Consider the following 25,408-nt stretch of genomic DNA (forward strand, 5'->3'; position numbering starts at 1 on the left):
CGTTAGGGCTCCGGTAAATAGAGTGGGGCAGGTGGAGAAGTGGCGGCGGCTGAAGGTTTAGCGGGTGTGGCGAAAGCGGCAGAGGCTCCGGGTACGAAGGGGAGCAGCCGGTTGTATTTTCTGGTGATCGTCTTTATGTTCTGGTTCTCTTCTTATATCTATGTTCCAGTGCTCTCGCCGTATGTGGAGCATCTGGGAGCTTCTTATGTCATGGTGGGAGCGGTACTGGGGATCTACGGCCTGATGCAGATTCTGTTCCGGCTGCCGATAGGGATGGGTTCAGATGTGCTTAACCGGCGGCGGCCGTTCATTTATCTGGGGCTGATCGCAAGCGGAGCGAGCTGTCTGCTGTTCCTGGCAGGGGCACATCCGGGCTGGGCGCTGGCGGCGCGGGCGGTTTCGGGGATAGCAGCATCGGCGTGGGTCGTGTACTCGGTGATGTTCGCGGGGTATTTTCCGAAAGAAGAGGCGGGCAGGGCTATGGGTATGCTCCAGTTCACCACGGTGATTGCCCAGTTGACCAGCATGATGATCAGCGGCTATATCGTAGACCACTTCGGCTGGAATACCCCATTCATTATCGGTGGGATTGTGGCGGTGGCCGCGATGCTGCTGGTCGTCCGTCTTCCGGAGCAACAGCTGGAGAAGCGCACGGCGATTAAGCTCAAGGATCTGGCCGGTGTCGTGAAGGAGCCGCTGCTGGTAAAAGTATCACTGTTATCGGTGCTGGCCCATTGTGTGCTGTTCATAACAATGTTCGGCTACACGCCGAATCAGGCGCTCTATATTGGCGCGAGCAAGGGGAGTCTCGGCTGGCTGACGCTGGCTTTTATGCTGCCTCATGCGGTAGCGACCCTCTATGGTGCGCGGCTGTTCGGCCGGTGGCTGGGGGACCGGGGGACGCTGATGCTCGGTTTTGCCGGAAGTGCGGTGTTCACGCTACTGATTCCCTCAATGCCAACGCTTGCCGCCTTATGTGCCACACAGATCGGAAACGGCTTCATGCAAGGCCTGATCTTCCCGCTGCTGCTGGGTAAATCCGTCTCCGGGGTAGCTCCGTTCAAGCGGGCGACAGCGATGGGGTTCTATCAGGCGGTGTATGCGATCGGCATGTCCGGCGGTCCTTTTGTAGCGGGATGGATGAGTGCGGCGTACGGTCTGCGCGGAGGCTTCTGGCTGGGCGCTATTGCGGCGGTGCTTGCGGCGGTGCTGTCCTGGTTCTGGATCAGGGAGGCCGGATTCGCAGGCAAGCAGAGCAAGAAAGAGCGGCGGTTGCAGGGCCGGTGATGTGAGGTTATTGGTGTTTTGCCGGATTGGGTAATATAATAGAGAGCAGATAGGATGCTAGGAGGAGGGGCCGGAAGGATGGTCAAGGTTGTATTGCTGTGGTTCGCGCTGATCAACATTATCGGGTATGTAGTGATGTCGGAAGACAAGAACAAGGCCCGGAAAAGACGGGATCGGGTGCCGGAGAAAACATTGTTTCTGCTGGCGTTCATGGGCGGTGCGCTGGGTGTGCTGATTGCCATGTACCGCAAACGCCACAAGACAAGGCATACTTCCTTCAGACTCGGAATTCCGCTGCTGCTGCTGCTGAATATGGTGCTGTATGGATATTTTTTGAGGTAAGACCTTTGCAGGCTTGGTAATGATGTAAATAATAGAAAGAGGTGGCGTATATGTTATTCTCTAAAATTCTGCTTGCCTATGACGGTTCAAAGGCTTCGAATCAGGCTCTGGAACGGGCGATTGAGCTGGCTAAGGTAACTCCGGGGTCCTCCCTGTACGTCGTACACGCATTTGAATTCCCGCGGTTCTTCATCGGGGAAGCGCTCGCGCCTCTGCCGGCATCGGTGAACAAGGATTATTATGACCTCGCGGTCCAGACTACGGATGAAGTGAAAAGCCGGCTGGAAGCCGAAGGTCTGAATGCTACGGTAGAATTGCTGCAGGGATCGCCTGCGGAAATTATTCTGAATTATGCCAAGGAGCAGGGTGCAGATGTAATCGTCATCGGCAGCCGGGGGCTGGGCGGTATCCGGGAATTCGTTCTGGGCAGCGTCAGCCATAATGTGGTGCAAAGTGCGCGCATTCCGGTGCTGGTTGTTAAATAATAGTAACTTTAGTAGAGGAACGCTGCGGCGTTCCCCTTTTTTTAATGCGTAGTTGGACAGATTAATGGGGAAAAGATTTTCATTATTGCCCAAAAGCGAACATTTTACAGACATGATATGACAATGTTCGTGTTTAAGTTGACATGATGTGTAGGGCGTTGTTAAACTGAATCTATGAAGAGCTCGTATAAAACCGGGGATAAGGCCCGGAAGTTTCTACCCGGTAACCGTAAATTGCCGGACTACGAGGAAATAGGATAACTGGAACGACAGCAGATAGCCTCCCCGCAGCCCGGGGCGGTGTTCCTGCATTCTCCTGCCTGTAGAGACGGGGAGTATGCAGCTGCCGGGCGGTTATCACCTGATTCCTTAGTAGTCCGGGTCCACCCGCAGCAGAATGCGTCTGGAGTCCGGGCTATTTTTCACGGTTCATGCGGGAATTGGCAGGAAACGGGACACACTGAAATCAGAGAAATCTCTATAACGGAAATGGAAGGCTGGGTGAACGATGTCTGTGCAAGTAGGTGTCATTATGGGCAGCAAATCGGACTATGAAACGATGGAGCATACCTGTGCGGTGTTGGAGGAGCTAGGCATAGCTTATGAGAAAAAGGTTGTCTCCGCACACCGCACACCGGATCTGATGTTCCGTTATGCCGAGGAGGCGGCGGAGCGCGGCCTGCGGGTCATTATCGCTGGAGCGGGTGGCGCGGCGCATCTGCCAGGTATGGTGGCTGCTAAGACCATGCTGCCTGTTATCGGGGTTCCCGTACAGTCGAAAGCTTTGAACGGCATGGATTCGCTGCTGTCTATTGTGCAGATGCCTGCGGGCATCCCGGTAGCGACGGTAGCGATCGGACGCGCCGGAGCTATCAATGCGGGACTGCTGGCGGCACAGATCATCGGCGCTTTCGAGCCGGAGGTAGCGCAGCGGGTGCAGCTGCGGCGCGAGGCGACTCAGCAAGAGGTGCTGGAAAGCAGCGAGAGTCTATGAGCCTGGAGGAGCTGAAGGCCGGGGGATTGGAGAGCTGCGCAGAGCGCGCCATGAAGGCTGAGGGCGAAGCGGGCGGTGCCGGGGCTGGGCGAATGGTAAAGGCTGAAGGCGAAGCGATAGCTGCCGGGGCTGAGGCAGAGCGGGAAGAGACCGGGGCGCAGCCGCCACGGACGCTGCTGCCCGGCGCAACGATCGGCGTGCTCGGCGGCGGGCAGCTCGGGCGCATGATGGCGTTGTCCGGCAGCGCCATGGGCTACCGCTTCGTGGCGCTGGACCCGGCAAAGGATGCGCCGTGCGGGCAGGTTACGCCGCAGATCACGGCGGCGTATAACGACCGGGACGCTGCGCGCGAGCTGGCGCGGCGCTCCGACGTCATCACGTACGAGTTCGAGAACGTGGACGCGGGCGTAGCCGCGCTGCTGACGGAGGAATCGTACGTGCCGCAGGGCAGCGCGCTGCTGTATACGACGCAGCACCGGCTGCGCGAGAAGGCGGCGATCGAGGCGGCCGGCGTGCCCGTTGCGCCGTACCGCAAGGTCGGCAGCCTAGCGGAGCTGGAAGCGGCGGCTGCCGACCTGGGCCTGCCCTGTGTGCTGAAGACAGCCACAGGAGGATATGACGGCAAGGGACAAGCCGTGATCCGCAGACCGGAAGAGCTGGCCGCAGCGTTCCGGCAAGTCGCGCCGGGTGCGCAAGCAGATGTACCGGAGCTGGTGCTGGAGAAATTCATCACCTTCAAATGTGAGATTTCGGTCATCGCCGCCCGGAGTGCCTCGGGGGAGGTTAAGAGCTTCCCGCCTGCCGAGAACATTCATGTGGATAATATCCTGCATCTCTCGATTGTCCCTGCGCGGGTGCCGGAGGAGATTCAGCGGCGGGCCTGCGAGCTGGCCGAGCGGATTGTCTCCGGCATGAAGGCGGTCGGGCTGCTGGCGGTTGAGATGTTCGTGACGGAGGATGGAGAGCTGTTCGTCAATGAGCTGGCACCGCGTCCGCATAACTCCGGCCATTATACGATGGATGCCTGCGTGACCTCGCAGTTCGAGCAGCATGTGCGGGCGATCTGCAATCTGCCCCTGGGCGATACGAAGCTGCTGACTCCTGTGGTGATGGTGAATGTACTCGGCCAACATCTGGACGGAGCCGTTCAGGCAGCCTGCCGTGCGAATGAAGAAGCTAACAGGCTTGGAGTATCACCCAAGCTTCATATATATGGTAAGACCGAGAGCAAAACCGGCCGTAAAATGGGCCATATCAACCTGCTCTGCAAGGATACCGGCGACGGATTGTCCTGGGTAGAGCAAACTAACCTTTGGAGGAACTGACAAGCTATGATTGAACGTTACAGCAGACCTGAGATGCGGGCCATTTGGACCGAAGAGAATAAATTCAACGCGTGGCTGGAGGTTGAGATTTGCGCCTGTGAGGCGTGGGCCGAGCTGGGAGTGATCCCGCATGAGGATGCCGCGAAGCTGCGCAAGGATGCCAAATTCGACATCGCGCGGATTGATGAGATTGAACTGGAGACGCGCCATGATGTGATTGCTTTTACCCGTGCAGTATCCGAGAGTCTTGGCGCAGAGCGCAAATGGGTGCATTACGGACTAACCTCGACAGATGTGGTCGATACGGCGCTGGGTTACCTGCTGCGTCAGGCCAACGAGATTCTGGAGCAGGATATTATCCGGTTCATTGAGATTCTAAAAGACAAAGCCATCGCCTACAAGGATACCCCAATGATGGGCCGTACCCATGGCGTACATGCAGAGCCAACAACATTCGGCCTGAAGATGGCGCTGTGGTATGAGGAAATGAAGCGGAACCTGGAGCGCTTCCGTCATGCCGCTAGCGGCGTACAATTCGGCAAAATCTCCGGGGCGGTCGGCACCTACGCCAATATCGACCCGTTCGTGGAAGAATTCGTCTGCCGCAAGCTGGGCACCAGCCCGGCACCAATCTCCACCCAGACCCTACAGCGTGACCGTCATGCAGAGTATATGGCGGCGCTGGCACTGGTTGCCACTTCCCTCGACAAGTTCGCTACCGAGATCCGCGCTTTGCAGAAGAGTGAGATTCGCGAGGTAGAGGAGGCTTTTGCCAAGGGTCAAAAGGGCTCGTCCGCCATGCCGCATAAGCGTAATCCGATCGGCTGCGAGAATATCTCCGGCCTGTCGCGCGTCATCCGCGGCCATATGATGACAGCTTACGAGAACGTGCCGCTGTGGCACGAACGCGATATCTCACATTCCTCCGTGGAACGGATTATCCTGCCGGATGCGACCATGCTGCTCAACTATATGCTGAACCGCTTCGGCAATATCGTGAAGAACCTGACCGTATTCCCTGAGAATATGAAGCGCAACATGAACCGTACCTTCGGCGTTCCGTTCTCCGGCCGTATTCTGACGAAGCTGATCGACAAGGGCTTCAGCCGCGAGCAGGCGTACGACACTGTGCAGCCGCGTGCGATGCAGGCCTGGGAGGAGCAGACCCAGTTCCGTGACATCGTGGAAGCAACCCCGGAGATCACGGCCGTGCTTAGCGCAGAAGAGATCGAGGATGCGTTCAATCCTTCCTGGCATCTGAAGCATGTGGACACCATCTTCCGCAAGCTGGAACTCATTTAATTTTTTAAAAAAGGTAAGTCAGTGGTGAACTGATGAGCTGGAGAAGATATGGGCGGAGCGTTAGGGGAGTTGTTGTTCTGGAGCGTTAAGCGGCAGAACTGAGCTTAATAGGCTTGTTAATAAGGAACGGAGAGGAATTTTGGAACTGGAAGAAGCGACAGCGTTCGCCTTTATCCTCGGATTTCTACCGCGTTCAGCGGTTCTAATCAGGAAATCTGAGGATAACAGCGATCGGAAGTCCAAAATTTTTTGTAGTGTTACCGATTAACTAGCCGTTCAGTTCAATTCTCCTGCGTAGCGGAGAATGACAGCGCCCCAGGCGCTTTTAGCCCAAATATAAGCAAGATCATTTGTTCAAGGGAGGAAAGGTCATGACATCATCGGCCGTATCCACTGCCGTGGAACTAATAAATGCGCCACTGCTCTACAAAGGCAAGGTTCGTGAGCTGTACGATTTGGGGGATGAGGTGCTGATCGTTGTGACAGACCGGATCTCCGCATTCGATTACGTGCTGGACCCGGCGGTGCCGGACAAAGGCAACGTGCTCAACCGGCTCAGCGCCTTCTGGTTCGGAGAGACCAAGGAGCTGATCGAGAACCATGTGGTGCATATCGAGGTGGACAAGCTAGGGGATATTGTAAAGGACCGTGAAGCGTTGAAGAACCGCATCATGGTCGTCCGTAAAGCCCAGCGGATTGATATCGAATGTGTCGTGCGCGGCTGCATTACAGGCGGCGGCTGGCGGCAGTATCAGGAGACCGGCAAGGTGAACGGAATCGAGCTTCCTAAGGGACTGCACAAGAATGCAGTGCTGGCCGAACCGATTTTCACACCGGCAGCCAAGAATGATGTCGGCCATGATGAGGATATCCCTTTTGAACAGATGCAGGAGCTGATTGGTGCAGAGCTTGCACTTGAGCTGAAGGAGAAGAGCCTGAAGCTGTTCGCTTTTGCCAGAGAATATTGTAACGATCGCGGCATCATCCTGGCAGATTGCAAGTTCGAGTTCGGGCTGCTGGACGGCAAGGTGATTCTGATCGACGAGATTTTTACACCGGATGCTTCCCGCTTCTGGGCCAAGGACAAGTACGCACTGGATATTGAGATCGACAGCATGGATAAGGAGCCGGTTCGCACGTACCTGTCAGCCTCCTCCTGGGACAAAAACAGTAAGCCGGACCCGTTGCCGCCTGAGGTGGTTGAAGAGACGTCGCGCCGGTACCTGGATATCTATCACCGCCTGACCGGGAAGGCATTATAGATTATCGTATTATCCTATTCTGAACAGCTGCAGCCAACTTTAATTGCATTCTCTACAGTTATTTTGCCCGAAAAAGAGGCCATTTGCTGTTTAATTGTATCCGGTACAACTAAAAATTAGCGGGATGACCTGAAACGCAGATGTCCGTAGAAATAGCTGTATGAAATGCAACTAAAGCTAATTTTGCCGGGAATATTGAGAATATAGTTGTACATTATGCAGTTAAGCAAGCTGCCATTAAGCCTAATTCAGTTCATTAAACTCTAGGAGGAACTACAAGCGTATGTTAAAAGCGACAGTCTACGTCACCATCAAGAAAAGCGTGCTCGATCCCCAAGGTGTAGCCGTGCAAGGGGCGCTGCATTCCGTAGGTTTTCAGGAAGTTGAAAGTCTGCGTATCGGCAAATATATGGAGCTGACCCTCGATACCGATAACCGCGCAGAAGCGGAAGGACGCCTGAAGGAAATGTGCGAGAAGCTGCTGGCCAACACGGTGATCGAGGATTACCGCTACGAATTGGAGGACTAAACGTCATGAAATTTGCGGTACTTGTCTTTCCAGGCTCCAATTGTGACATTGACTGCTACAAGGCAGTAGAAGACAGCCTCGGCGAACCAGTAGATTATGTATGGCATACAGCGACAGACCTGTCGGCGTATGACTGCATTCTCGTGCCTGGCGGCTTCTCTTATGGTGACTATCTGCGCTGCGGCGCAATTTCCCGGTTCGCTCCGGTAATGGCTGAAGTGGCTAAGGCGGCAGAGCAGGGCAAGTTCGTGCTTGGTATCTGCAACGGGTTCCAGATTCTGACCGAAGCAGGTCTTCTGCCGGGCGCGCTGCGCCGCAACATGTCGATGAAGTTCCGTTGTCATGACACGGTGCTTAAGGTCGTTAATAACACAACCCCGTTTACTATTGACTATGCGAAGGATGAAGAGATCGTCATTCCGATCGCGCATGGCGAAGGCAATTATTATTGTGATGAAGAGACGCTCGCAGAGCTGCACGCGAATAATCAGATCGTTTTTACCTACAGTGACAACCCGAACGGTTCGGTGGCCGATATTGCCGGAGTCAGTAATAGGGCGGGCAATGTAGTCGGCATGATGCCTCACCCGGAGCGTGCAGCGAATAGCCTGCTGGGCTCGGAAGACGGCAAACGGATGTTCACATCCATTCTCAAGACATGGAGGGATCGTTATGACGCAGCAAGTATCCGCTAAGGAGCCGACCGCAGAGCAGATCGCGGAGCAGAAAATCTACAGTCAGTTCGGTGTATCAGACAGCGAATATGAGCTCATTACCTCCTTCATGGGACGTAAACCCAACTATACAGAAATCGGTGTGTTCAGCGTCATGTGGTCTGAGCACTGTGCATATAAGAACTCCAAGCCGCTGCTGAGCCGCTTCCCGACAAGCGGGCCTAAGGTGCTGATGGGACCGGGCGAAGGCGCGGGCATCGTGGACATTGGTGATAACCAGGCCGTTGTCTTCAAAATCGAAAGCCACAACCATCCGTCGGCGGTAGAGCCTTATCAGGGCGCGGCGACCGGGGTGGGCGGGATTATCCGCGATATTTTCTCCATGGGTGCAAGACCGGTGGCGCTGCTGAACTCCCTGCGGTTCGGGAAGCTTGAGAGCGACCGGGTCAAATATCTGTTCGAGCATGTTGTGTCCGGGATCGCAGGCTACGGCAACTGTATCGGCATCCCTACTGTCGGCGGGGAAATTATGTTCGACAACAGCTATGACGGCAATCCGCTGGTGAATGCAATGTGTGTCGGTCTGATTGATCATGATAAAATCCAGCGCGGTGTCGCCAAAGGGGTAGGTAACCCCGTGTTCTACGTAGGTCCGCCTACTGGCCGTGACGGCATTCATGGTGCGACCTTCGCCTCTGTGGAGCTGAGTGAAGAATCTGAAGCCAAGAAGACAGCAGTTCAGGTCGGCGATCCGTTCATGGAGAAGCTGGTGATGGAATCCTGTCTGGAGCTGATCGACAGCGGCATCGTCCTCGGCATTCAGGATATGGGCGCAGCAGGACTGACCTGCTCCAGCGCGGAAATGGCGAGCAAGGCAGGTAATGGTCTGGAGCTGTATCTGGATCAGGTGCCGCAGCGTGAAGACGGGATGACCCCGTATGAAATGATGCTCTCGGAATCCCAGGAGCGGATGCTGTTCGTGGTGGAGCCTAAGGATGAGGCCCAGGCCCAGGAAATCTTCGATCGCTGGGGCGTCATTTGCCGCAAGGTCGGCAAGGTGACCGATGATGGCCGCCTGAAGCTGTTCCATCACGGCGAAGTGGTCGGCGATATGCCGGTGAAGGCGCTGGTAGATGAATGTCCGATCTATAACAAACCGTCTGCAGTGCCTGCTTACTACGAGGAGAATGCAGCCATTGATACGCTCCGCTATGAAGAAGTAACTGATCTGGGCGGCGCGCTGCGTACAGTATTGGGCTCACCTACTGTAGCCAGCAAGGCTTGGGTATACAACCAATACGATTACATGGTCCGCACCAGTACGGCTGTTCGTCCGGGTTCCGATGCGGCTGTAGTAACTATCCACGGTACACGTAAGGGGCTGGCGATGACTACGGACTGTAATGGCCGTTACGTCTATCTCGACCCAGAAGTGGGCGGACGCATTGCTGTTAGCGAAGCTGCCCGCAACATCGTCTGCTCCGGTGCCCAGCCGCTGGCAATTACGGACAACCTGAATTTTGGCAGTCCGGAGAAGCCGGAGATCTTTTGGCAGATGGAACGTGCAGTTGACGGTATGGCTGAAGCCTGCCGTGTGCTGGATACCCCGGTTATCGGCGGTAATGTCAGTCTGTACAACGAGAATGCTTCGGGATCTATTTACCCGACACCGGTTGTCGGTATGGTAGGTCTCATTGAAGATACCGATCATATTACAACTCAGGCCTTCAAGCAGGAAGGCGATGCGATTCTGCTGCTGGGTGTTACGAAGGCAGAGCTTGGCGGCAGTGAATTCCAATATGCTGTTCACGGCTTGACCGAAGGCCGTCCTCCAGCACTTGATCTGGCAACTGAACGCAAGCTGCTGGATGCTGTGCTCGCTGCGATCCGCAGCGGTCTGGTCCGCTCGGCGCATGATCTGTCTGAGGGCGGCTTGGCTGGTGCACTCGCAGAGAGCTGCATCAGCGGCAGCATTGGAGCGAATATTGAGCTGTCTGCCGGCGGACTTCGCCAGGATGTAGCACTGTTCAGCGAGAGCCAGTCCCGTATTCTCCTGACTTCGGCACCTGACCGTGCAGAAGAGCTGAAAGCTGCAGTTGCCGCTTATGGCGTACCTGTTGAGATCATTGGAACCGTTGGCGGGGACCGCCTGCGTGTGGCGCTGGACGGCGCGGCTGCACTGGATGAAGCTGTTACTGAACTCAAGACCATTTGGGAGGATGCTATTCCATGTCTTATGAAATAAAGACCGGGAACAAGCAGGAAGCCCCTATCCTGTGGACCGGCGACTTTTACAATGAAGGAACGGGCTCGGGAGATATTTTTGACACATTAAAAGAGGAATGCGGCGTCTTCGGGGTCTTCGGACACCCGGAGGCCGCCTCTATGTCCTATTATGGCCTGCATGCCTTGCAGCATCGCGGGGAAGAGAGCGCGGGCATCTGCGTGGCGGATGGACGCGACTTCAACTATCACCGCGGCATGGGCCTGGTGAAGGAAGTCTTCGACAAAGACAAGATTGCTTCGCTGGTGGGAGACATGTCCATCGGCCATGTGCGTTACTCCACCAGCGGAGACAGCCGGCTGACCAATGCGCAGCCGCTGGTCTTCAAATACCGTGACGGCGATCTGGCGATTGCCACGAACGGCAATATCGTTAACGAACCGCTGATCCGCAAGCAGCTGGAGCAGGGCGGCTCGATCTTCCAGACGACCAGTGATACCGAGGTGCTGGCGCATCTGATTGCGCGTTCGCAGAAGGATTTTGTCGAAGCGACGAAGGATGCCTTGTCGCAGCTGGTCGGCGGCTTCGCCTTCCTCTTGATGACCAATGACAAGCTGATTGTCGCATCAGACACCCACGGACTCCGTCCGCTTGTGATGGGCCGTCTGGGCGAAGCCTATGTCTTCGCTTCCGAGTCGTGTGCGCTTGAAGTAATCGGTGCCCAACTGGTGCGTGATATTGAACCTGGTGAACTGTTGGTGCTGGACCAGAACGGCTTCCGTGAAGAACGCTTCGCCGAGCCTAAACGCAAAGCGCTGTGCGCGATGGAGTACATCTACTTCGCCCGCCCGGACAGTGATCTGAACGGCTCCAACCTGCACTCCGCGCGCAAGCGCATGGGTAGCCGCATGGCGCTCGAAGCCTTCGTGGATGCGGATATTGTCACCGGCGTGCCGGATTCCAGTATCTCCGCCGCCATCGGCTATGCCGAGCAGACGGGCATCCCGTACGAGCTGGGGCTGATCAAGAACAAGTATACCGGCCGCACGTTCATACAGCCCAGCCAGGAGCTGCGTGAGCAGGGCGTGAAGATGAAGCTCAGCGCGGTACGCCGCGTCGTGGAAGGCCAGCGCGTAGTGATGATCGACGATTCCATCGTGCGCGGCACGACCTCGCGCCGGATCGTCAACCTGCTGCGCGAAGCCGGAGCCGTAGAGGTCCACGTGCGGATTACCTCGCCGCCGTTCAAGAATCCATGCTTCTATGGCATCGATACCCCGGACCGCCGCGAGCTGATCGCTTCTTACAAGACCATCGCCGAGATGTGCGAGGAGATCAACGCCGATTCCCTGGCGTTCCTCTCCCCTGACGGACTGATCCAGTCCATCGGCGGCTATAATAGTGACGACTACAAAGGCGGCCTCTGCCTGTCCTGCTTCGACAATGATTACCCGACGCAGGTGGATTTCGGCGGGGAAGAGAAGGACGGATGCTCGTGTTAGGCGGGACATCCCCCTAAGTCTGTGGGTCTCATCCCCCTAAGTCCCCCTTGCGAAGGGGGATTCCGGAGGGCGCTGCCCTCCGGCCACCCGAAAGTTTGGGGGTAGGAGTTTGCTCTAAACTTGCTAAGAAGGCGTGGGTGCTCGTCCCCGCTTTGTCCCTGTGTGCTGCGCACGGCCGGGACACGCTCTGCGGCCCTGCACCCCCGGCGGCCTGCGGTCCGCCGGGCCCTCTGGCTCCAGAATCTGTCCTGTTTGCTGCGCAAATCCGGAGATTCTGTCGCCCTATGGAACGCACGGCTTCGCCCCGTGCGGGGAAGTGCCCCAGAACCAGCCCTGTTTGCTGTCGCAAAATCGGAGGTTCTGTCGCTCCAGAGACGCACGGCTTCGCCCGTGCGGGGAGAGCTCCCGCCCCCGTCCTGTTTGCTATCGCAAAGTCGGGGGAGCGGTTGCCTAAGGAGGCGCTGGGCTTCGCCCGCAGCGCCGACCCCTTGCGCTGTGCAAGGCGCGAAAATTCGGCTTGCGGCACGGGTTTGAAACCCGGTGGTGGGAGTCATGGAGAGGAAATTTGGAACTGTAGGAGCGATAGCGTTCGCCTTTATATTTGGATTTCTACCGCGGTCAGCGGTTCAAATCAAGGAAATCCAAATATAACAGCGACCGGAAGTCCAAATGTTCCTCGGAATGACGAATATAACCACCAACCGAACCAAATCCCTGCCGCCCCGAACACGCGCTCTAAACTAACTTAAATGAGGTGTCCAAAAGTGTCAGAAGCGTACAAGAAAGCCGGTGTGGATATTGCGGCTGGCAATGAAGCAGTAGAACGCATGAAGAAGCATGTGAAGCGCACATACCGTCCGGAAGTGATGACGGAGCTGGGCGGCTTCGGCGCCCTGTTCGGCCTGAATAAGGACAAGTACGAAGAGCCGGTTCTCGTATCGGGAACAGACGGTGTGGGCACGAAGCTGAAGATCGCGTTCGCGGCTGACCGCCACGACACGATTGGCATCGATGCGGTCGCCATGTGCGTGAATGACATCGTGGTACAGGGCGCTGAGCCGCTGTTCTTCCTCGATTATCTGGCCTGCGATAAGGTCGTGCCGGAGAAGATTGAAGCCATTGTCTCCGGGATCGCCGAAGGCTGCCATCAGGCGGGCTGCGCGCTGATCGGCGGCGAGACCGCCGAGATGCCGGGCATGTATGCGGCAGGCGAGTATGATATCGCCGGATTCACCGTCGGTGTGGCCGATAAGGCGAAGCTGGTAACCGGAGCAGACATTGCTCCAGGAGACACAGTGATCGGACTGGCTTCGAGCGGAATTCACAGCAACGGCTTCTCGCTGGTGCGCAAGCTTTTGCTGGAGGAAGACGGTTACGGCCTGGATGAGGTTGTGCCGGAGCTGGGAGCGCCGCTGGCGGACGTTCTGCTGGCTCCGACCAAAATCTACGTGAAGCCGCTGCTATCCCTGTTGGAGCAGCTTCCGGTCAAGGGTATGGCCCATATTACCGGCGGCGGGTTCATCGAGAACATTCCGCGCGTATTGCCGGAGCATGTGAATGTAGAGATTAACTACGGCTCCTGGCCGATTCAGCCGGTCTTCAGCCTGATGCAGAGCAAGGGGCAGGTAAGCAACCGCGACATGTTCACAACGTTCAATATGGGCGTGGGGCTGGTGCTGGTCGTGGCGGAAGCGGACGGAGAGCGTGCGCTGGAGCTGCTTAAGGCGAGCGGGGAAGAGGCTTACCGGATCGGCACGGTTACTGAGGGAGAGCGCATCGTTACCTTTACGGGAGCTGAAGTCTGATGGAGTGGAGCCGAATCGCTGTCTTTGCCTCCGGAACAGGCAGCAATTTCGCTGCACTGGTCCAGGCACAGCGGGAGGGCAGGCTGGGCGGAGGCAGCATAGAGCTGCTGGTCTCGGATAAGCCGGAAGCGCCTGTAGCACAGCGGGCAGAGGAGGCAGGCATACCTGCTCTGCTGCTGCGGCCGAAGGACTTCGCGGGCCGGGAGCAGTATGAGGCCGCGATTGTGGCTGAATTGCAGCGCCGGAACATCGGACTGGTGGTGCTGGCCGGCTACATGCGGCTGATCTCCCCTGTTCTGCTCGCACCGTATGCCGGACGGATCATCAACATTCATCCTTCGCTGCTGCCGGCGTTTGCCGGGAAGGACGCGATCGGGCAGGCGCTGGAGTATGGCGTGAAGCTGACGGGTGTGACCGTGCATTTTGTCGATGGAGGCATGGATACCGGACCGGTGATCGCCCAGCGCAGCGTGGAGGTCCAGTCTGGAGATACCGCTGAATCGCTGGCTGCAAGCATCCATCAGGTGGAATACGCGCTGTATCCTGAGGTAGTGAGTGCTTTTGCCGCAGGAAAAGTAGAATTGAACGGAAGAATGACGACCATTGGCGATTAAGCGAAGTTGCTGCATAGCTGCCTGGATTGACTGTTGAACCGGAGTGATTTCGACATTTCAGGCAAGCCCCGGCCGATTCTGATATTTCTCGGGAAATACTTCACAAGTGGCAGTATTTGACGGAGGATCTGGCGGTATGGCCGGAAATTGCAAAAATACAGGTTTGCTGGCGTAAGGACAAAAGCATATATAGCAGGACATAAGTAACCAAAACAACTGATTACCTAAAATACCAGCTTATTTTACAGGATTCGCCGCTGCAATCATCCGGCAATCATCCACAGTTACAAGGGAATTGTAATTTAAAGGTTTATAGTATTCCCAACCCAATAAGCTAAGCTACAGTAACAGGTGGATTTTCTCCAACTAATCTGGCTGATAGGTGCGGTGAGCGGAGCATAAGTGGAAAGAGTACAGCTAATCTGACCCCAATCGAGTGATTTAGCTTATCTGGCGTTATTTAAGTGCATTTTTTCCAACTACTGCCCCGCTACGTGCTTACCTGCCGAAATTAGATGACAAAAATCCAACTAAAACCTACACCCCAATAATCTAGCGTGAATCCAGAGGAGGACTATTCAAAGTGAGTATCAAGAGAGCGCTGGTCAGCGTATCGGACAAACAGGGCATCGTGGATTTTTGCCGCGAGTTGTCTGCATTAGGCGTAGAAATTATCTCCACAGGCGGCACCAGCACACTTTTGGCGAAGGAAGGCGTTCCGGTCATTGGCATCTCTGATGTTACCGGCTTCCCTGAGATCATGGATGGACGCGTCAAAACCCTGCATCCAGCTGTACACAGCGGCCTCCTGGCCGTTCGTGACAACGAAGAGCATACGCGTCAGATGAATGAGCTTGGCCTTGATTACATCGACCTTGTCGTGGTGAATCTGTATCCGTTCGCGGAGACGATTGCCAAGCCGGATGTGTCTTATGAAGAGGCTATCGAGAACATCGATATCGGCGGACCGACCATGCTGCGTTCTTCGGCGAAGAACCATGCGTTTGTCAGTGTGGTGGTGGATGCGGCCGACTACGCGAATGTGCTTGAAGAAGTACGCGCCGGTGGAGATACAACCCTTGCAACCCGCAAACGTCTTGCGGCCAAAGTCTTCCGCCATACGGCGGCTTACGATGCCCTGATTGCCGATTATCTGGCGAATGTCACCGGTGAACCGCTGCCGGAGCGCTACACGGTCACTTATGAGAAAATCCAGGATCTGCGCTACGGCGAGAACCCGCATCAGAAGGCTGCGTTCTACCGCAAGCCGCTGGCGGCGCAGGATACCCTGACGGCTGCTGAGCAGCTGCACGGCAAAGAGCTGTCCTACAACAATATCAATGACGCGAACGCAGCGCTCCAGATTGTCAAAGAATTCGAAGAGCCTGCGGTTGTAGCCGTGAAGCATATGAATCCTTGCGGTGTGGGCGTGGGCACAAGCGTCTATGAAGCGTATCAAAAAGCGTACAATGCGGACCCTACCTCCATCTTCGGCGGAATTGTGGCAGCCAACCGGATTATTGATGCGGATACGGCTAATCTGCTGAAGGATATTTTCCTCGAAATCATCTTGGCCCCAGGCTTCACAGACGAAGCGCTGGAGATCCTGACGAAAAAAAAGAATATCCGCCTGCTTAAGCTGGGCAACCTCAGCACCGCTGCATCCCGCAAGAGCAGCTTTGTGGTCACCTCCGTTGAAGGGGGAATGGTGGTGCAGGAGAGCGATGTACACTCTGTGGATCCTGAGGAATTGCAAGTGGTAACCGACCGCAAGCCTACCGAAGAAGAGCTGAAGCAACTGTTGTTCGGCTGGAAGGTTGTGAAGCATGTGAAGTCCAACGCCATCGTGCTGGCGGCTGACGATATGACAGTCGGTGTAGGTGCAGGACAGATGAACCGTGTCGGTGCGGCCAAGATTGCCATTGAACAAGCAGGCGAGAAAGCGAAGGGTGCTGTGCTGGCATCAGACGCCTTCTTCCCGATGGGCGATACACTGGAAATGGCTGCGAAGGCGGGCATTACAGCAGTTATCCAGCCGGGAGGCTCGATCAAGGACGAGGAATCGATTAAGGTCGCCAATGAATACGGTATTGCCATGGTCTTCACCGGCGTACGCCACTTCAAACACTAGCACGCTGGGAGGATCAGAGCCTTATGGATATTTTAGTAGTCGGCGGCGGCGGACGCGAGCATGCGATCATCTGGAGCTTGTCCCGCAGTCCCCGTGCCGGTAAAATCTACTGCGCCCCCGGCAATGCCGGGATTGCGCAGCTTGCGGAATGTGTGCCGATCGGCGTCTTCGAGTTCGATAAGCTGACCGCTTTTGCCAAGGAACAGAAGGTCGGCCTGGTGGTCATCGGACCGGATGATCCGCTGGCTGCAGGCATTGTGGATGCCTTCGAAGCGCAGGATATCCCTGTATTCGGTCCGCGCAAGAACGCCGCAGAGATTGAGGGCAGCAAGACCTTCATGAAGGATCTGTTGCATAAATACAGCATTCCGACAGCCGCTTATGAGAAATTCAGCGATTATGCGACAGCCTTGTCCTATCTGCGGAGCCAGGAGCTGCCGATTGTCATCAAGGCGGACGGCCTGGCCGCAGGCAAAGGGGTAACCGTGGCGTATTCGCGGGAGGAAGCGGAGCAGGCCCTTCAGGAGATCATGGTCGATAAGGTCTTCGGGGAAGCCGGAGCGCAGGTAGTTATTGAGGAGTTCCTTGCCGGGCAGGAAATGTCGATCCTGGCATTCGTGGATGGCGAGACGGTGCGGCCGATGGCTGCGGCCCAGGACCATAAGCCTGTATTCGACGGTGATAAAGGACCTAATACGGGCGGCATGGGGACCTACTCCCCGCTCTCGCATATCGATGAAGCGATCATCCGTGAAGCGGTGGAGACGATTATTGAGCCGACAGCCAGAGCGATGGTTGCCGAGGGACGTCCCTTCAGCGGCGTGCTGTTCGCCGGGCTGATGATCTCGCCGGACGGCAGACCGAAGACGATTGAGTTCAATGCCCGCTTCGGGGACCCTGAGACACAGGTGGTTCTTCCCCGGCTGCGAAGCGATCTGCTGGAGATTTTCCTGGCTGTGACCGAAGGCAGACTCGCCGATATTCCGATCGAGTGGAGCGAAGAGGCCGCAGTCTGCGTGGTCCTGGCCTCGGAGGGGTATCCCGGGCCTTACCCGAAGGGTGTGCCGATCAGCGGGCTGGAGGACAGCAGCTCTGCGCTGGTCTTCCATGCCGGAACCGCACGTAGCGAGGACGGAGGCTGGGTGACCACCGGCGGCCGCGTGCTTGGGGTGGTAGGCCTGGGGGCAACCATTGCCGAAGCACGTACATCGGCCTATGCCAGTGCGGAGAGTATTACGTTTGCGGGCAAACAGAACCGCAGTGATATCGCAATGAAGGCACTGGTCTGAGGAGAAAGTCCCAAAAAAAGGACTGACAAGTTGTAGGAGAAGTGCTATAATACAACTCGTACGGGGGAAAATGTGCGGATATATACAGATAAAGGGTCTTTCCTTTCTAGGGAAAGGCCTTTTTTAACAATTCGGAACAAATGTTATAATAGTTCCATAACAGCGGTGCTAATGCGGATGTACAGTTACTGATTTAAGGGGGAATTAGTTTTGAGTAAGGTAGGAAGAAACGACTTATGCCCGTGTGGAAGCGGGAACAAATATAAGAAATGCTGCATGGAGAAAGACAGAGCGGCAGCCCAGTCGATGCTGAGGCTGGTTAACGCAGGGGATGCAGCGGCGCAAGCGCCTGTAACCATACCCGGTGTAATCGTGCACGAGGAACAGCCGGCTACGGTAAGTGCTGCACCTGCTGCGGGCAAGCTTACGCTGCCCAAGCTGAAGAAGATGGTGGCGAAGGAGCTGAACTGGGAGCATCCGGCCCATGAACAGCTGGCGCTGGAGCTGATCGAGCACATGAGAGAGCAGTATGACCGGGAGCTGATTCTGGAAGCACTGCTGCTGTGGAACGGCTTCTCCCGCCAGACCAAGCCGGCCGTGAAGAAGACAGGCTCCTTCTGTGCGGCGATCGAATACCTGCTGTCCGAGGAATACGGCTTCATGCTGTCGCAGGCGGAGCTGGCGGACAAATACGCGGTTACTACGGCCACGATCTCCCGCAAGGTTAAGGAGATCTATAACTATGTCGAGGAATACGGCATGACCGGGGAAGCGGACGAATTGATGGCGCTGAACGGAGCGGAAACTCCGCAGGAAAAGGCACAGACCCTTCTGGCCCAAGCCATGGAGGCAACCTCTGCGAAGCGCCGGGTCCAGCTGGCGGAGAAGGCGCTGGAGCTCTATCCGGACAGCCCGGAAGCCTACCTTATTCTGGCCGAGGAAACGGAGAATGAGGAGGACGCCCGTGAGCTGCTGAAGGCGGGAATCGCCGCAGGCAGACGGGAGCTGGGCGAGTCTTATTTTACGAAGCATAAAGGATTCTTCTGGGGGCTCTATGAGACCCGCCCTTATATCCGTATCTGCCAGAGCTACGCGGAATCCTGCTGGTTCGGCGGTAAGGCGGAGGAAGCAACAGAGATGCTGGAGCATATCCTGGAGCTTAATGAGGATGATAATACCGGTGCCCGCTATCTGCTGACTGCTGTATACCTGTATAGCAACCAGCTTGAAGAAGCAGAGCGGATCATTAAGAACTACGGTGAAGAGGATGCGGCGGCGGCTTTTGCCTATGACCGGATTGTACTGGAGTTCAGGAAGAATGGCATTACCTCGCAGCTCAAAATGCTCTACCGCATAGCCCGCGGAGTGAATAAGCATGTGCCGGATTACCTGCTGGGTATAAAGCGGCTGCCGCATAATCTTCCGGATTATGTCGGTATGGGTGATCCCAATGAAGCGATTGAATATGTAATTATGCACTCGCGCTTGTGGGCGAGCCTGCCGGATCTGCTTAAGTGGATGCTGAAGCAATAGACGCTATAGATGAATACCAGACACAGTCCTTCGGGGCTGTGTTTTTTTATGGAGATTAGGAGTGACCTCGCTGATATCACCCAACACAGGCCGAATGTAATAGAAAAACCGACCACAATGGGCGATGGCGCAGGTGGATGGGCGAATGTAGTTGGAAAACCGACCACAATGGGCAGTGGCGCAGATGGATGGGCGAATGTAGTCGGAAAACCGACCACAATGGGCGATGGCGCAGGTGGATGGGCGAATGTAGTCGGAAAACCGACCACAATGGGCAGTGGTGCAGGTGGATGGGCGAATGTAGTCGGAAAACCGACTACAATGGCGGTGGAATTGGGCTACGTATAAATCCCCTTGCCAATATAGTCTAATTAGACTATATTATGTGATGTAGTCTAATTAGACTAAACTATCTGAAAAGAGGTCCTCCTAATGTTATTTATTACTGGAGCAACTGGAACCGTTGGAAGCCGGGTTGTACATTACCTCAAGTCTAAGGATGTCAACTTCAAAGCCCTCACCCGCACACCTGAGAAGCTGATGCACGATCAGAGCGGTCACATGACGATCGTCACCGGGGATATTAAGGATTGCAGCGCCTGGTCAGACAGCCTGCGCGGCGTGGAGACCTTATTCCTGATTCTGCTGGATGATGCTGAGGAGATTCTGCAGGCTGCCCGGGCCAAGGGTGTCCGCAACATCGTGTTCTTATCCTCAGCGTCCATCAACCGCTCGGATGCCGCTTACAACGAGAACGCTATGAAACATAAGAAGGTTGAGGAGCAGATTCAGGCATATGGCTTTCAGTATGTGTTTATCCGGGCCGAGGCCTTCATGCACAATACCATTTACTGGAGGGACCTTTTTAGATACAATAAGGGGACGATCCGGTTACCGGCCTTGGAGGCTAAGCTGGCGAGCGTACATGAAGAAGATATTGCCGGGGTTATCAGTGTGGTTGTAACGGATTTTGACCGATTCTCCGGGCAGGTATTGACGCTCACAGGTGCGAATATCCTTAGCCAGCGGAACATTTTGACAGAGATCTCTAAGCAACTGGGACAATCGCTTAAACTGGAAGAACAGACCATCGCGGACTTCCGTTCCTATATGAGCAAGTACATCGCTGAAGAATACATTACCCTTAGAGTACAGGACTGGGAGTATACCCTGAAGCATAAGCTCGCCGTGACGGACACGGTGCTGACGATTCTTGGCCGGGAGCCTTATACGTTCCGAGAATGGATCGCGGAGCATCTGGGTGATTTTCAATAAATACAGAAAGAGGAATTCGCTATTATACCCTTACTTATACTGGGTCTGCTTAAGGATTGCGGACAATCCAGCGCTTATGAATTGCTCAGTGTCTTCAAGGAGCGGGATTACAGGTATCTTGTTCATATGACGAAGGGATCGCTGTATTACAACCTCCAGAAGTTATCGGGCGAAGGCTTGGTCCGACTGGTAGAGGTCGTTAGCGTGAACAACTATCCCGAGCAATACATCTATGAGATTACACCGCAGGGCGACGAGCATTTCAAAGCGCTGATGGCCAAGTACTCGCTGCAGACGGATGATATTACGTTAGCTTTTTATATGACGACGCTGTTCGCCCACCAGTATGATCCAGGGGAATTCAAGGCGGCTGTAGCCATACAGATGGAGCAGACACGGCGTAAGATTGCTGAAATTGACCATGCGCTGGAGGCCAAGCAAGACAAGATCTACGATACGGCAAAATCGATGATGAATAATGTCAGAGCGCACCATGAATTGAACCTGATGTGGTTTCAGGAGCTGCTGGAACAGTAGTGCGGCAGATTGCCGGATAAGATGAATTGGAAAATTGGTTATAGAGATCCTGCTCCCTTTTGTTTGCTGAATACAGCAGATACAAGGGAGTATTTTTTTGTGTAAATAACCTGACATGAATAAGCGGTGATAGGGGTAAATAAGAGGCTTAACTCGATAATAATGAGAAAATACCTTACATGGACACACTTATTTCACAGCCTATGGGAAAACGGTACAGGGATAAAGGGATTTTTTGCAGAAATAAGTCGAAAAGACAGAGAAGGTCCGGGACAGCCCCGGGCCTTTATACATGGAAGGTGGAGGGTCTATGGCACTGGGAAAGAGTAAGAAGGTCAGGGAGAGGGGGCTTATCGGCTCACTCCGTAATATGGGGATTCGCGGCAAGCTGTTTTTGTCAGTGATTCTGTCTGTGGTGGTTATTTTCATGACGGTGTCTGTAGTGATCTACAGCAATGCCAAGCAGCTTATCGTGGACGGGCTGAAGAGCTCGCTGACGTATGAGAAAGGGGCGATCGGGGTGCAGGTCAATGACCTGCTGCAGCCTGCTGTAGACAGTGTGGCACTGCTCAATGCCAACGCCTACCTCCGCGACTTCATTCTGAGGGTGAAGGATGCGCAGACGCTGAAGACTACGGACGGGTACACGGAGCTGATCCAGACGCTGAACCTGATCAAGAACAACAATAAGAATTTGCTCAATGTATACATAGGTATGGATGCGGTGAACAAGGTGATTACCCAGGATGAATTCGAGCCTCCGGCAGACTACGTGCTGAAGGAGCGAAGCTGGTATTCCGCTGCGGCTGCGAACAAGCGTGTAACGATTACCAATCCTTATATTGATGCCGGGTCAGGCAAAATGGTCGTCAGTGTCAGCACCCCGCTGCTTGATGATTCAGGCAAGCTGATCGGCGTGGCGAGTGCAGATATTTCGATTGAGCAGATTACAGCTGCGCTGGGCGCTTTTAATTATAAAGGCAGCGGCTATGCCGTGCTGATTGATGAGACGGGAACCTTCATCTATCATCCCAATCCGGATCATATTCTGCTGAAGAAGATGGCTGATCTGGGCGGATCGTGGAAGACTGTCGGCGATAAAATGCTGCAGTGGGGCTCAAATGTCATCCGGGCGGACATAGACGGCGAGCCCAGCTATGTATCCTATTCACCGGCTGTGGCTAACCAGTGGTCAGTCGCGCTGATCGTACCACAGAAGCATGCGGAGCTTGAGCTGAAGCGCTTCGAGCTGATTTTCTTCCTCTCCATTATGGTTTCGATTGCGGTGCTGTCTGTCCTGCTGTATCTGGTCTCGGGCAGTATCCTGAAGCAGTTTCCGCTCCTCACGGCTGCGTTCGGGCAGGCGAAGGCGGGGGACCTGTCGGTAAGGGCAAGGGTAACCGCAGGAGGCGAGATCGGGGTGCTGGCTGAGGGCTTCAACGATATGATCGCCTCGCAGCAGTCGCTGATTCAGGAGATCCTGCACAGCTCGCAGAGTATCTCGGGCGCGGTGGAGAATACAGAGCAGAACGTATTCGTGCTGGATGGCAGCATTACCGATATCTCGGGGGTTACGGAGGAGCTGTCGGCAGGCTTGCAGCAGACAGCCGCCTCGATGGAGGAGATGAATGCCAGCACGACCCAGATCGAGGCAGCGATCCACGGGATTGCCCGCAAAGCTCAGGAGGGGGCGGAAGCCGCCGGAGAAATTAACGTACGGGCGGAGCGGCTGAAGGAGAGAGCCTGGGAATCCCGCACACAGGCGGATACCGTGTACGGGCTTAGCGAAGAGAAGCTGCGCACGGCCATCGAACAGTCGGGATCAATCTCGCAGATCAGCGCGCTTACGGGCGCCATTCTGGAGATTGCCGCCCAGACCAACCTGTTATCGCTGAATGCTTCCATTGAGGCGGCAAGGGCCGGGGAAGCGGGCCGGGGGTTCGCTGTAGTGGCAGAGGAGATCCGTAAGCTGGCCGACAACTCGCGTGAGACGGTGACTGAGATCCAGGGAGTGACAGGGGCGGTAGTCCAGGCGGTGTCCAATCTGGTGGAGGCTGCGGAGAGTATGCTTGGCTTCATGGACAGCCAGGTGAAGAAGGACTACGATGCCATGCAGGAGACCGGAGAGCGGTACAGTGAGGATGCCCGGTATATCGAGGAGCTGGTGACGGACTTCAGCGCCACCTCGGAAGAGCTGCTGGCTTCCATCCAGAGCATGCTTACTGCAATCAGCGAGACGGGTAGTGCGACGAATGAGGGGGCAGAAGGAGCGGGAGCCATTGCTGCCGGAGCGGAGCAGATCATCGGGCGGTCCGGCAGCATCGTAGCGGAGATGGAGGAGATCAAGCTCAGCTCGGCGCAGCTGCTGAGTGCGGTGTCGAGGTTTAAGGTATAGAAGTAGTGTAGGCGGTCCTGCCGATGGATGACAGGGCCGTTTTGTGTTTGTGGGATGAATGGGGGGATGGAGGATGGAGGATAAGAATAGTTCTCTGTTTACGATAGGAGAAGGAGTTAGAAGTGGAAGGGAAGGGAAGGGAAGGGGAAAATCCCATTGAATGCGCCAGAAGTGGGCTGTGTGAGCAACTTAAGGGGAAAAATCCCATTATATACGCCAGAAGTAGGCTGTTTGAGCAACTTAAGGGGAAAAATCCCATTATATACGCCAGAAGTAGGCTGTGTGAGCAAATTAAAAGGAAAAATCCCATTGAATGCGCAGTAACTAGGCTGTGCAGCCGTAGGCTTACACCGCAAGTTTACTCAACTCCAGTGTGACTCCTTCGGCTAGGTAATCTGTCTATTGTGCAGCTTGATGTAGTTAATGAGATAGAGTGGGTGTGCGGATGGAGGCGCTGACATGCATCATATAGAGTGTGATTCCACTCTCAGTGGATGCTATATTGTGTGGAGAGGACAAGGGTTGAAAAAAAGTCCTTGGAAGAGTATGTTACAAGAAGCGAAACGATAAGAAAGAGACAGTGAGGCGGGGAAAACATGAGAGAAGGCGAAAACCGGATCGTAGGAATGGAAGATATTGTACGCGCACACCATGTGCTGCGGGAGGTTATCGTCCGTACGCCGCTCCAGCTGGATGCGGTATTGTCGGCCAAATACGGCTGTAATGTATACTTGAAACGTGAGGATCTGCAGATTGTACGCTCCTTCAAAATCCGGGGAGCCTATAATATGATCCGCAGTCTGTCTGACGAAGACAGAGCCAAGGGCATCGTCTGCGCCAGCGCGGGAAATCATGCCCAGGGCGTGGCTTATTCCTGCAAGGCACTAGGCATCAAAGGCAAGATATTCATGCCGAGCACTACTCCTAATCAGAAGATTAAGCAGGTCCGGCGCTTCGGCGGCGAATTCGTTGAGGTGATTCTGAAGGGGGATACCTTCGATGATGCTTATGATGAAGCGCTGCAGGCTTGCATTGACTATAGCATGACCCTGATTCACCCGTTCGATGAGCCGCGTATTATTGCCGGCAACGGAACCATTGCCATGGAGGTGATGGAGAATCTGGACAAGCCAGCGGATTTCGTGTTCGTCACCATCGGCGGCGGCGGGCTGGCAGCCGGTGTAGCCACCTATATCAAGACGGTGAGTCCGGCAACCAAGGTTATTGGTGTGGAGCCCAGCGGCGCGGCTTCGATGAGTGAGGCCATGCAGAGCGGTGAGGTAATCACCCTGAAGGAGATCAACAAGTTCGTGGACGGCGCGGCGGTGAAGCGTGTCGGCGGTCTGACCTTCGATATCTGCTCGAAGCTTCTGGATGATGTGGTGAAGGTGCCGGAGGGCAAGGCGTGTACCACTATTCTGGAGCTGTATAATGAGAATGCCATTGTGGTGGAGCCTGCCGGTTCCCTCCCCATTGCTGCACTGGACATGTACCGTGATCAGATCCGCGGCAAAAGCGTGGTCTGCATCGTCAGCGGCGGCAACAACGATATTGACCGGATGCAGGAGATCAAGGAGCGTTCCCTGATCTATGAGGGTCTTAAGCATTACTTCATGGTCAACTTCCCGCAGCGCGCGGGTGCCCTGCGCGAGTTCCTGACCGAGGTGGTCGGACCGGATGATGATATTACCCGGTTCGAGTACACGAAGAAGAATGAGAAGGAGAACGGCCCGGCCCTGGTCGGCATTGAACTGATGTCTACCGATGCCTACGCCCCGCTGATTGAGCGGATGAAGCAGAAGGGCGTCGATTATGTGGAGATTAACAAGGATGTTAATCTGTTCAGTATGCTGATTTGATTTGATCCAATAAGAAGCAGCCCCGTCCGGCGTGATTGCGGACG

Annotated in this window: 21 protein-coding genes and 1 riboswitch; all 21 genes read left to right on the plus strand. The window is 55.2% G+C overall.

Going from position 1 to position 25,408, the window contains the following annotated elements; all coding sequences use genetic code 11:
* Positions 1 to 66 precede the first annotated feature (66 nt).
* The 21 genes from MKY12_RS01720 (at position 67) to ilvA (ending at position 25,364) form a co-directional block, all read left to right on the plus strand.
* Positions 67 to 1,287 carry an MFS transporter gene (locus MKY12_RS01720; RefSeq protein WP_339312656.1) on the plus strand — a complete coding sequence of 407 codons (1,221 nt, stop codon included), beginning with the start codon at positions 67 to 69 and terminating at the stop codon, positions 1,285 to 1,287.
* Positions 1,288 to 1,365: 78 nt separating this feature from the next.
* Positions 1,366 to 1,629 (plus strand): DUF1294 domain-containing protein, encoded by a 264-nt coding sequence (locus tag MKY12_RS01725; RefSeq protein ID WP_036693313.1) that lies wholly within the window; start codon positions 1,366 to 1,368, stop codon positions 1,627 to 1,629.
* Positions 1,630 to 1,679: 50 nt separating this feature from the next.
* Positions 1,680 to 2,114 carry a universal stress protein gene (locus MKY12_RS01730; RefSeq protein ID WP_036730952.1) on the plus strand — a complete coding sequence of 145 codons (435 nt, stop codon included), beginning with the start codon at positions 1,680 to 1,682 and terminating at the stop codon, positions 2,112 to 2,114.
* Positions 2,115 to 2,277: 163 nt separating this feature from the next.
* Positions 2,278 to 2,379, plus strand: a riboswitch (purine riboswitch).
* A 243-nt stretch (positions 2,380 to 2,622) separates the two neighbouring features.
* Positions 2,623 to 3,108 (plus strand): 5-(carboxyamino)imidazole ribonucleotide mutase, encoded by a 486-nt coding sequence (gene purE, locus MKY12_RS01735; protein ID WP_339312657.1) that lies wholly within the window; start codon positions 2,623 to 2,625, stop codon positions 3,106 to 3,108.
* Positions 3,105 to 4,433: a 5-(carboxyamino)imidazole ribonucleotide synthase gene (gene purK, locus MKY12_RS01740; RefSeq protein ID WP_339312659.1), complete on the plus strand. Its 1,329-nt coding sequence runs from the start codon at positions 3,105 to 3,107 to the stop codon at positions 4,431 to 4,433. Before purE ends, purK begins: the two co-directional genes overlap by 4 nt.
* Positions 4,434 to 4,439: 6 nt before the next feature.
* Positions 4,440 to 5,735 (plus strand): adenylosuccinate lyase, encoded by a 1,296-nt coding sequence (gene purB, locus MKY12_RS01745; protein WP_339253437.1) that lies wholly within the window; start codon positions 4,440 to 4,442, stop codon positions 5,733 to 5,735.
* Between the two features lie 371 nt (positions 5,736 to 6,106).
* Positions 6,107 to 6,997, plus strand: coding sequence for a phosphoribosylaminoimidazolesuccinocarboxamide synthase (locus MKY12_RS01750; RefSeq protein WP_339312661.1), 891 nt, complete (start codon positions 6,107 to 6,109; stop codon positions 6,995 to 6,997).
* Between the two features lie 283 nt (positions 6,998 to 7,280).
* The gene (purS, locus tag MKY12_RS01755; protein WP_019913657.1) at positions 7,281 to 7,526 is read left to right on the plus strand and encodes a phosphoribosylformylglycinamidine synthase subunit PurS; all 246 of its coding nucleotides are present in this window, start codon (positions 7,281 to 7,283) and stop codon (positions 7,524 to 7,526) included.
* A gap of 5 nt (positions 7,527 to 7,531) precedes the next feature.
* Entirely contained in the window at positions 7,532 to 8,221 is a 690-nt protein-coding gene (purQ, locus tag MKY12_RS01760; protein ID WP_036730944.1) for a phosphoribosylformylglycinamidine synthase subunit PurQ, read from the plus strand.
* Positions 8,199 to 10,445: a phosphoribosylformylglycinamidine synthase subunit PurL gene (gene purL, locus MKY12_RS01765; RefSeq protein WP_339312662.1), complete on the plus strand. Its 2,247-nt coding sequence runs from the start codon at positions 8,199 to 8,201 to the stop codon at positions 10,443 to 10,445. The genes purQ and purL overlap by 23 nt, the downstream gene beginning before the upstream one ends.
* Entirely contained in the window at positions 10,430 to 11,926 is a 1,497-nt protein-coding gene (purF, locus tag MKY12_RS01770) for an amidophosphoribosyltransferase (RefSeq protein WP_209875520.1), read from the plus strand. Before purL ends, purF begins: the two co-directional genes overlap by 16 nt.
* Before the next feature lie 764 nt (positions 11,927 to 12,690).
* Entirely contained in the window at positions 12,691 to 13,731 is a 1,041-nt protein-coding gene (gene purM / locus MKY12_RS01775) for a phosphoribosylformylglycinamidine cyclo-ligase (protein ID WP_339312663.1), read from the plus strand.
* Positions 13,731 to 14,345, plus strand: coding sequence for a phosphoribosylglycinamide formyltransferase (gene purN, locus MKY12_RS01780; protein WP_339312665.1), 615 nt, complete (start codon positions 13,731 to 13,733; stop codon positions 14,343 to 14,345). The genes purM and purN overlap by 1 nt, the downstream gene beginning before the upstream one ends.
* 583 nt (positions 14,346 to 14,928) lie before the next feature.
* Complete coding sequence (gene purH, locus MKY12_RS01785; protein ID WP_339312667.1) at positions 14,929 to 16,476, plus strand: bifunctional phosphoribosylaminoimidazolecarboxamide formyltransferase/IMP cyclohydrolase; 1,548 nt, start codon at positions 14,929 to 14,931, stop codon at positions 16,474 to 16,476.
* A 23-nt stretch (positions 16,477 to 16,499) separates the two neighbouring features.
* On the plus strand, positions 16,500 to 17,765 hold the full coding sequence (purD, locus tag MKY12_RS01790; RefSeq protein ID WP_339312669.1) for a phosphoribosylamine--glycine ligase: 1,266 nt from the start codon (positions 16,500 to 16,502) through the stop codon (positions 17,763 to 17,765).
* Between the two features lie 210 nt (positions 17,766 to 17,975).
* The gene (locus MKY12_RS01795; protein WP_339312670.1) at positions 17,976 to 19,298 is read left to right on the plus strand and encodes an SEC-C metal-binding domain-containing protein; all 1,323 of its coding nucleotides are present in this window, start codon (positions 17,976 to 17,978) and stop codon (positions 19,296 to 19,298) included.
* A 9-nt stretch (positions 19,299 to 19,307) separates the two neighbouring features.
* On the plus strand, positions 19,308 to 19,646 hold the full coding sequence (locus tag MKY12_RS01800) for a hypothetical protein (protein WP_339312672.1): 339 nt from the start codon (positions 19,308 to 19,310) through the stop codon (positions 19,644 to 19,646).
* 84 nt (positions 19,647 to 19,730) lie between these two features.
* On the plus strand, positions 19,731 to 20,573 hold the full coding sequence (locus MKY12_RS01805) for an NmrA family NAD(P)-binding protein (RefSeq protein WP_339312673.1): 843 nt from the start codon (positions 19,731 to 19,733) through the stop codon (positions 20,571 to 20,573).
* A gap of 45 nt (positions 20,574 to 20,618) precedes the next feature.
* The gene (locus MKY12_RS01810) at positions 20,619 to 21,110 is read left to right on the plus strand and encodes a PadR family transcriptional regulator (protein ID WP_339314744.1); all 492 of its coding nucleotides are present in this window, start codon (positions 20,619 to 20,621) and stop codon (positions 21,108 to 21,110) included.
* A 310-nt stretch (positions 21,111 to 21,420) separates the two neighbouring features.
* Entirely contained in the window at positions 21,421 to 23,505 is a 2,085-nt protein-coding gene (locus MKY12_RS01815) for a methyl-accepting chemotaxis protein (protein WP_339312675.1), read from the plus strand.
* Between the two features lie 596 nt (positions 23,506 to 24,101).
* Positions 24,102 to 25,364 carry a threonine ammonia-lyase IlvA gene (gene ilvA, locus MKY12_RS01820; RefSeq protein WP_036693275.1) on the plus strand — a complete coding sequence of 421 codons (1,263 nt, stop codon included), beginning with the start codon at positions 24,102 to 24,104 and terminating at the stop codon, positions 25,362 to 25,364.
* Positions 25,365 to 25,408: the final 44 nt, after the last annotated feature.

This window comes from Paenibacillus sp. FSL M7-0896 (genome assembly GCF_037975415.1).
In the GTDB taxonomy this organism is placed as follows: Bacteria; Bacillota; Bacilli; order Paenibacillales; family Paenibacillaceae; genus Paenibacillus_AQ; species Paenibacillus_AQ silagei.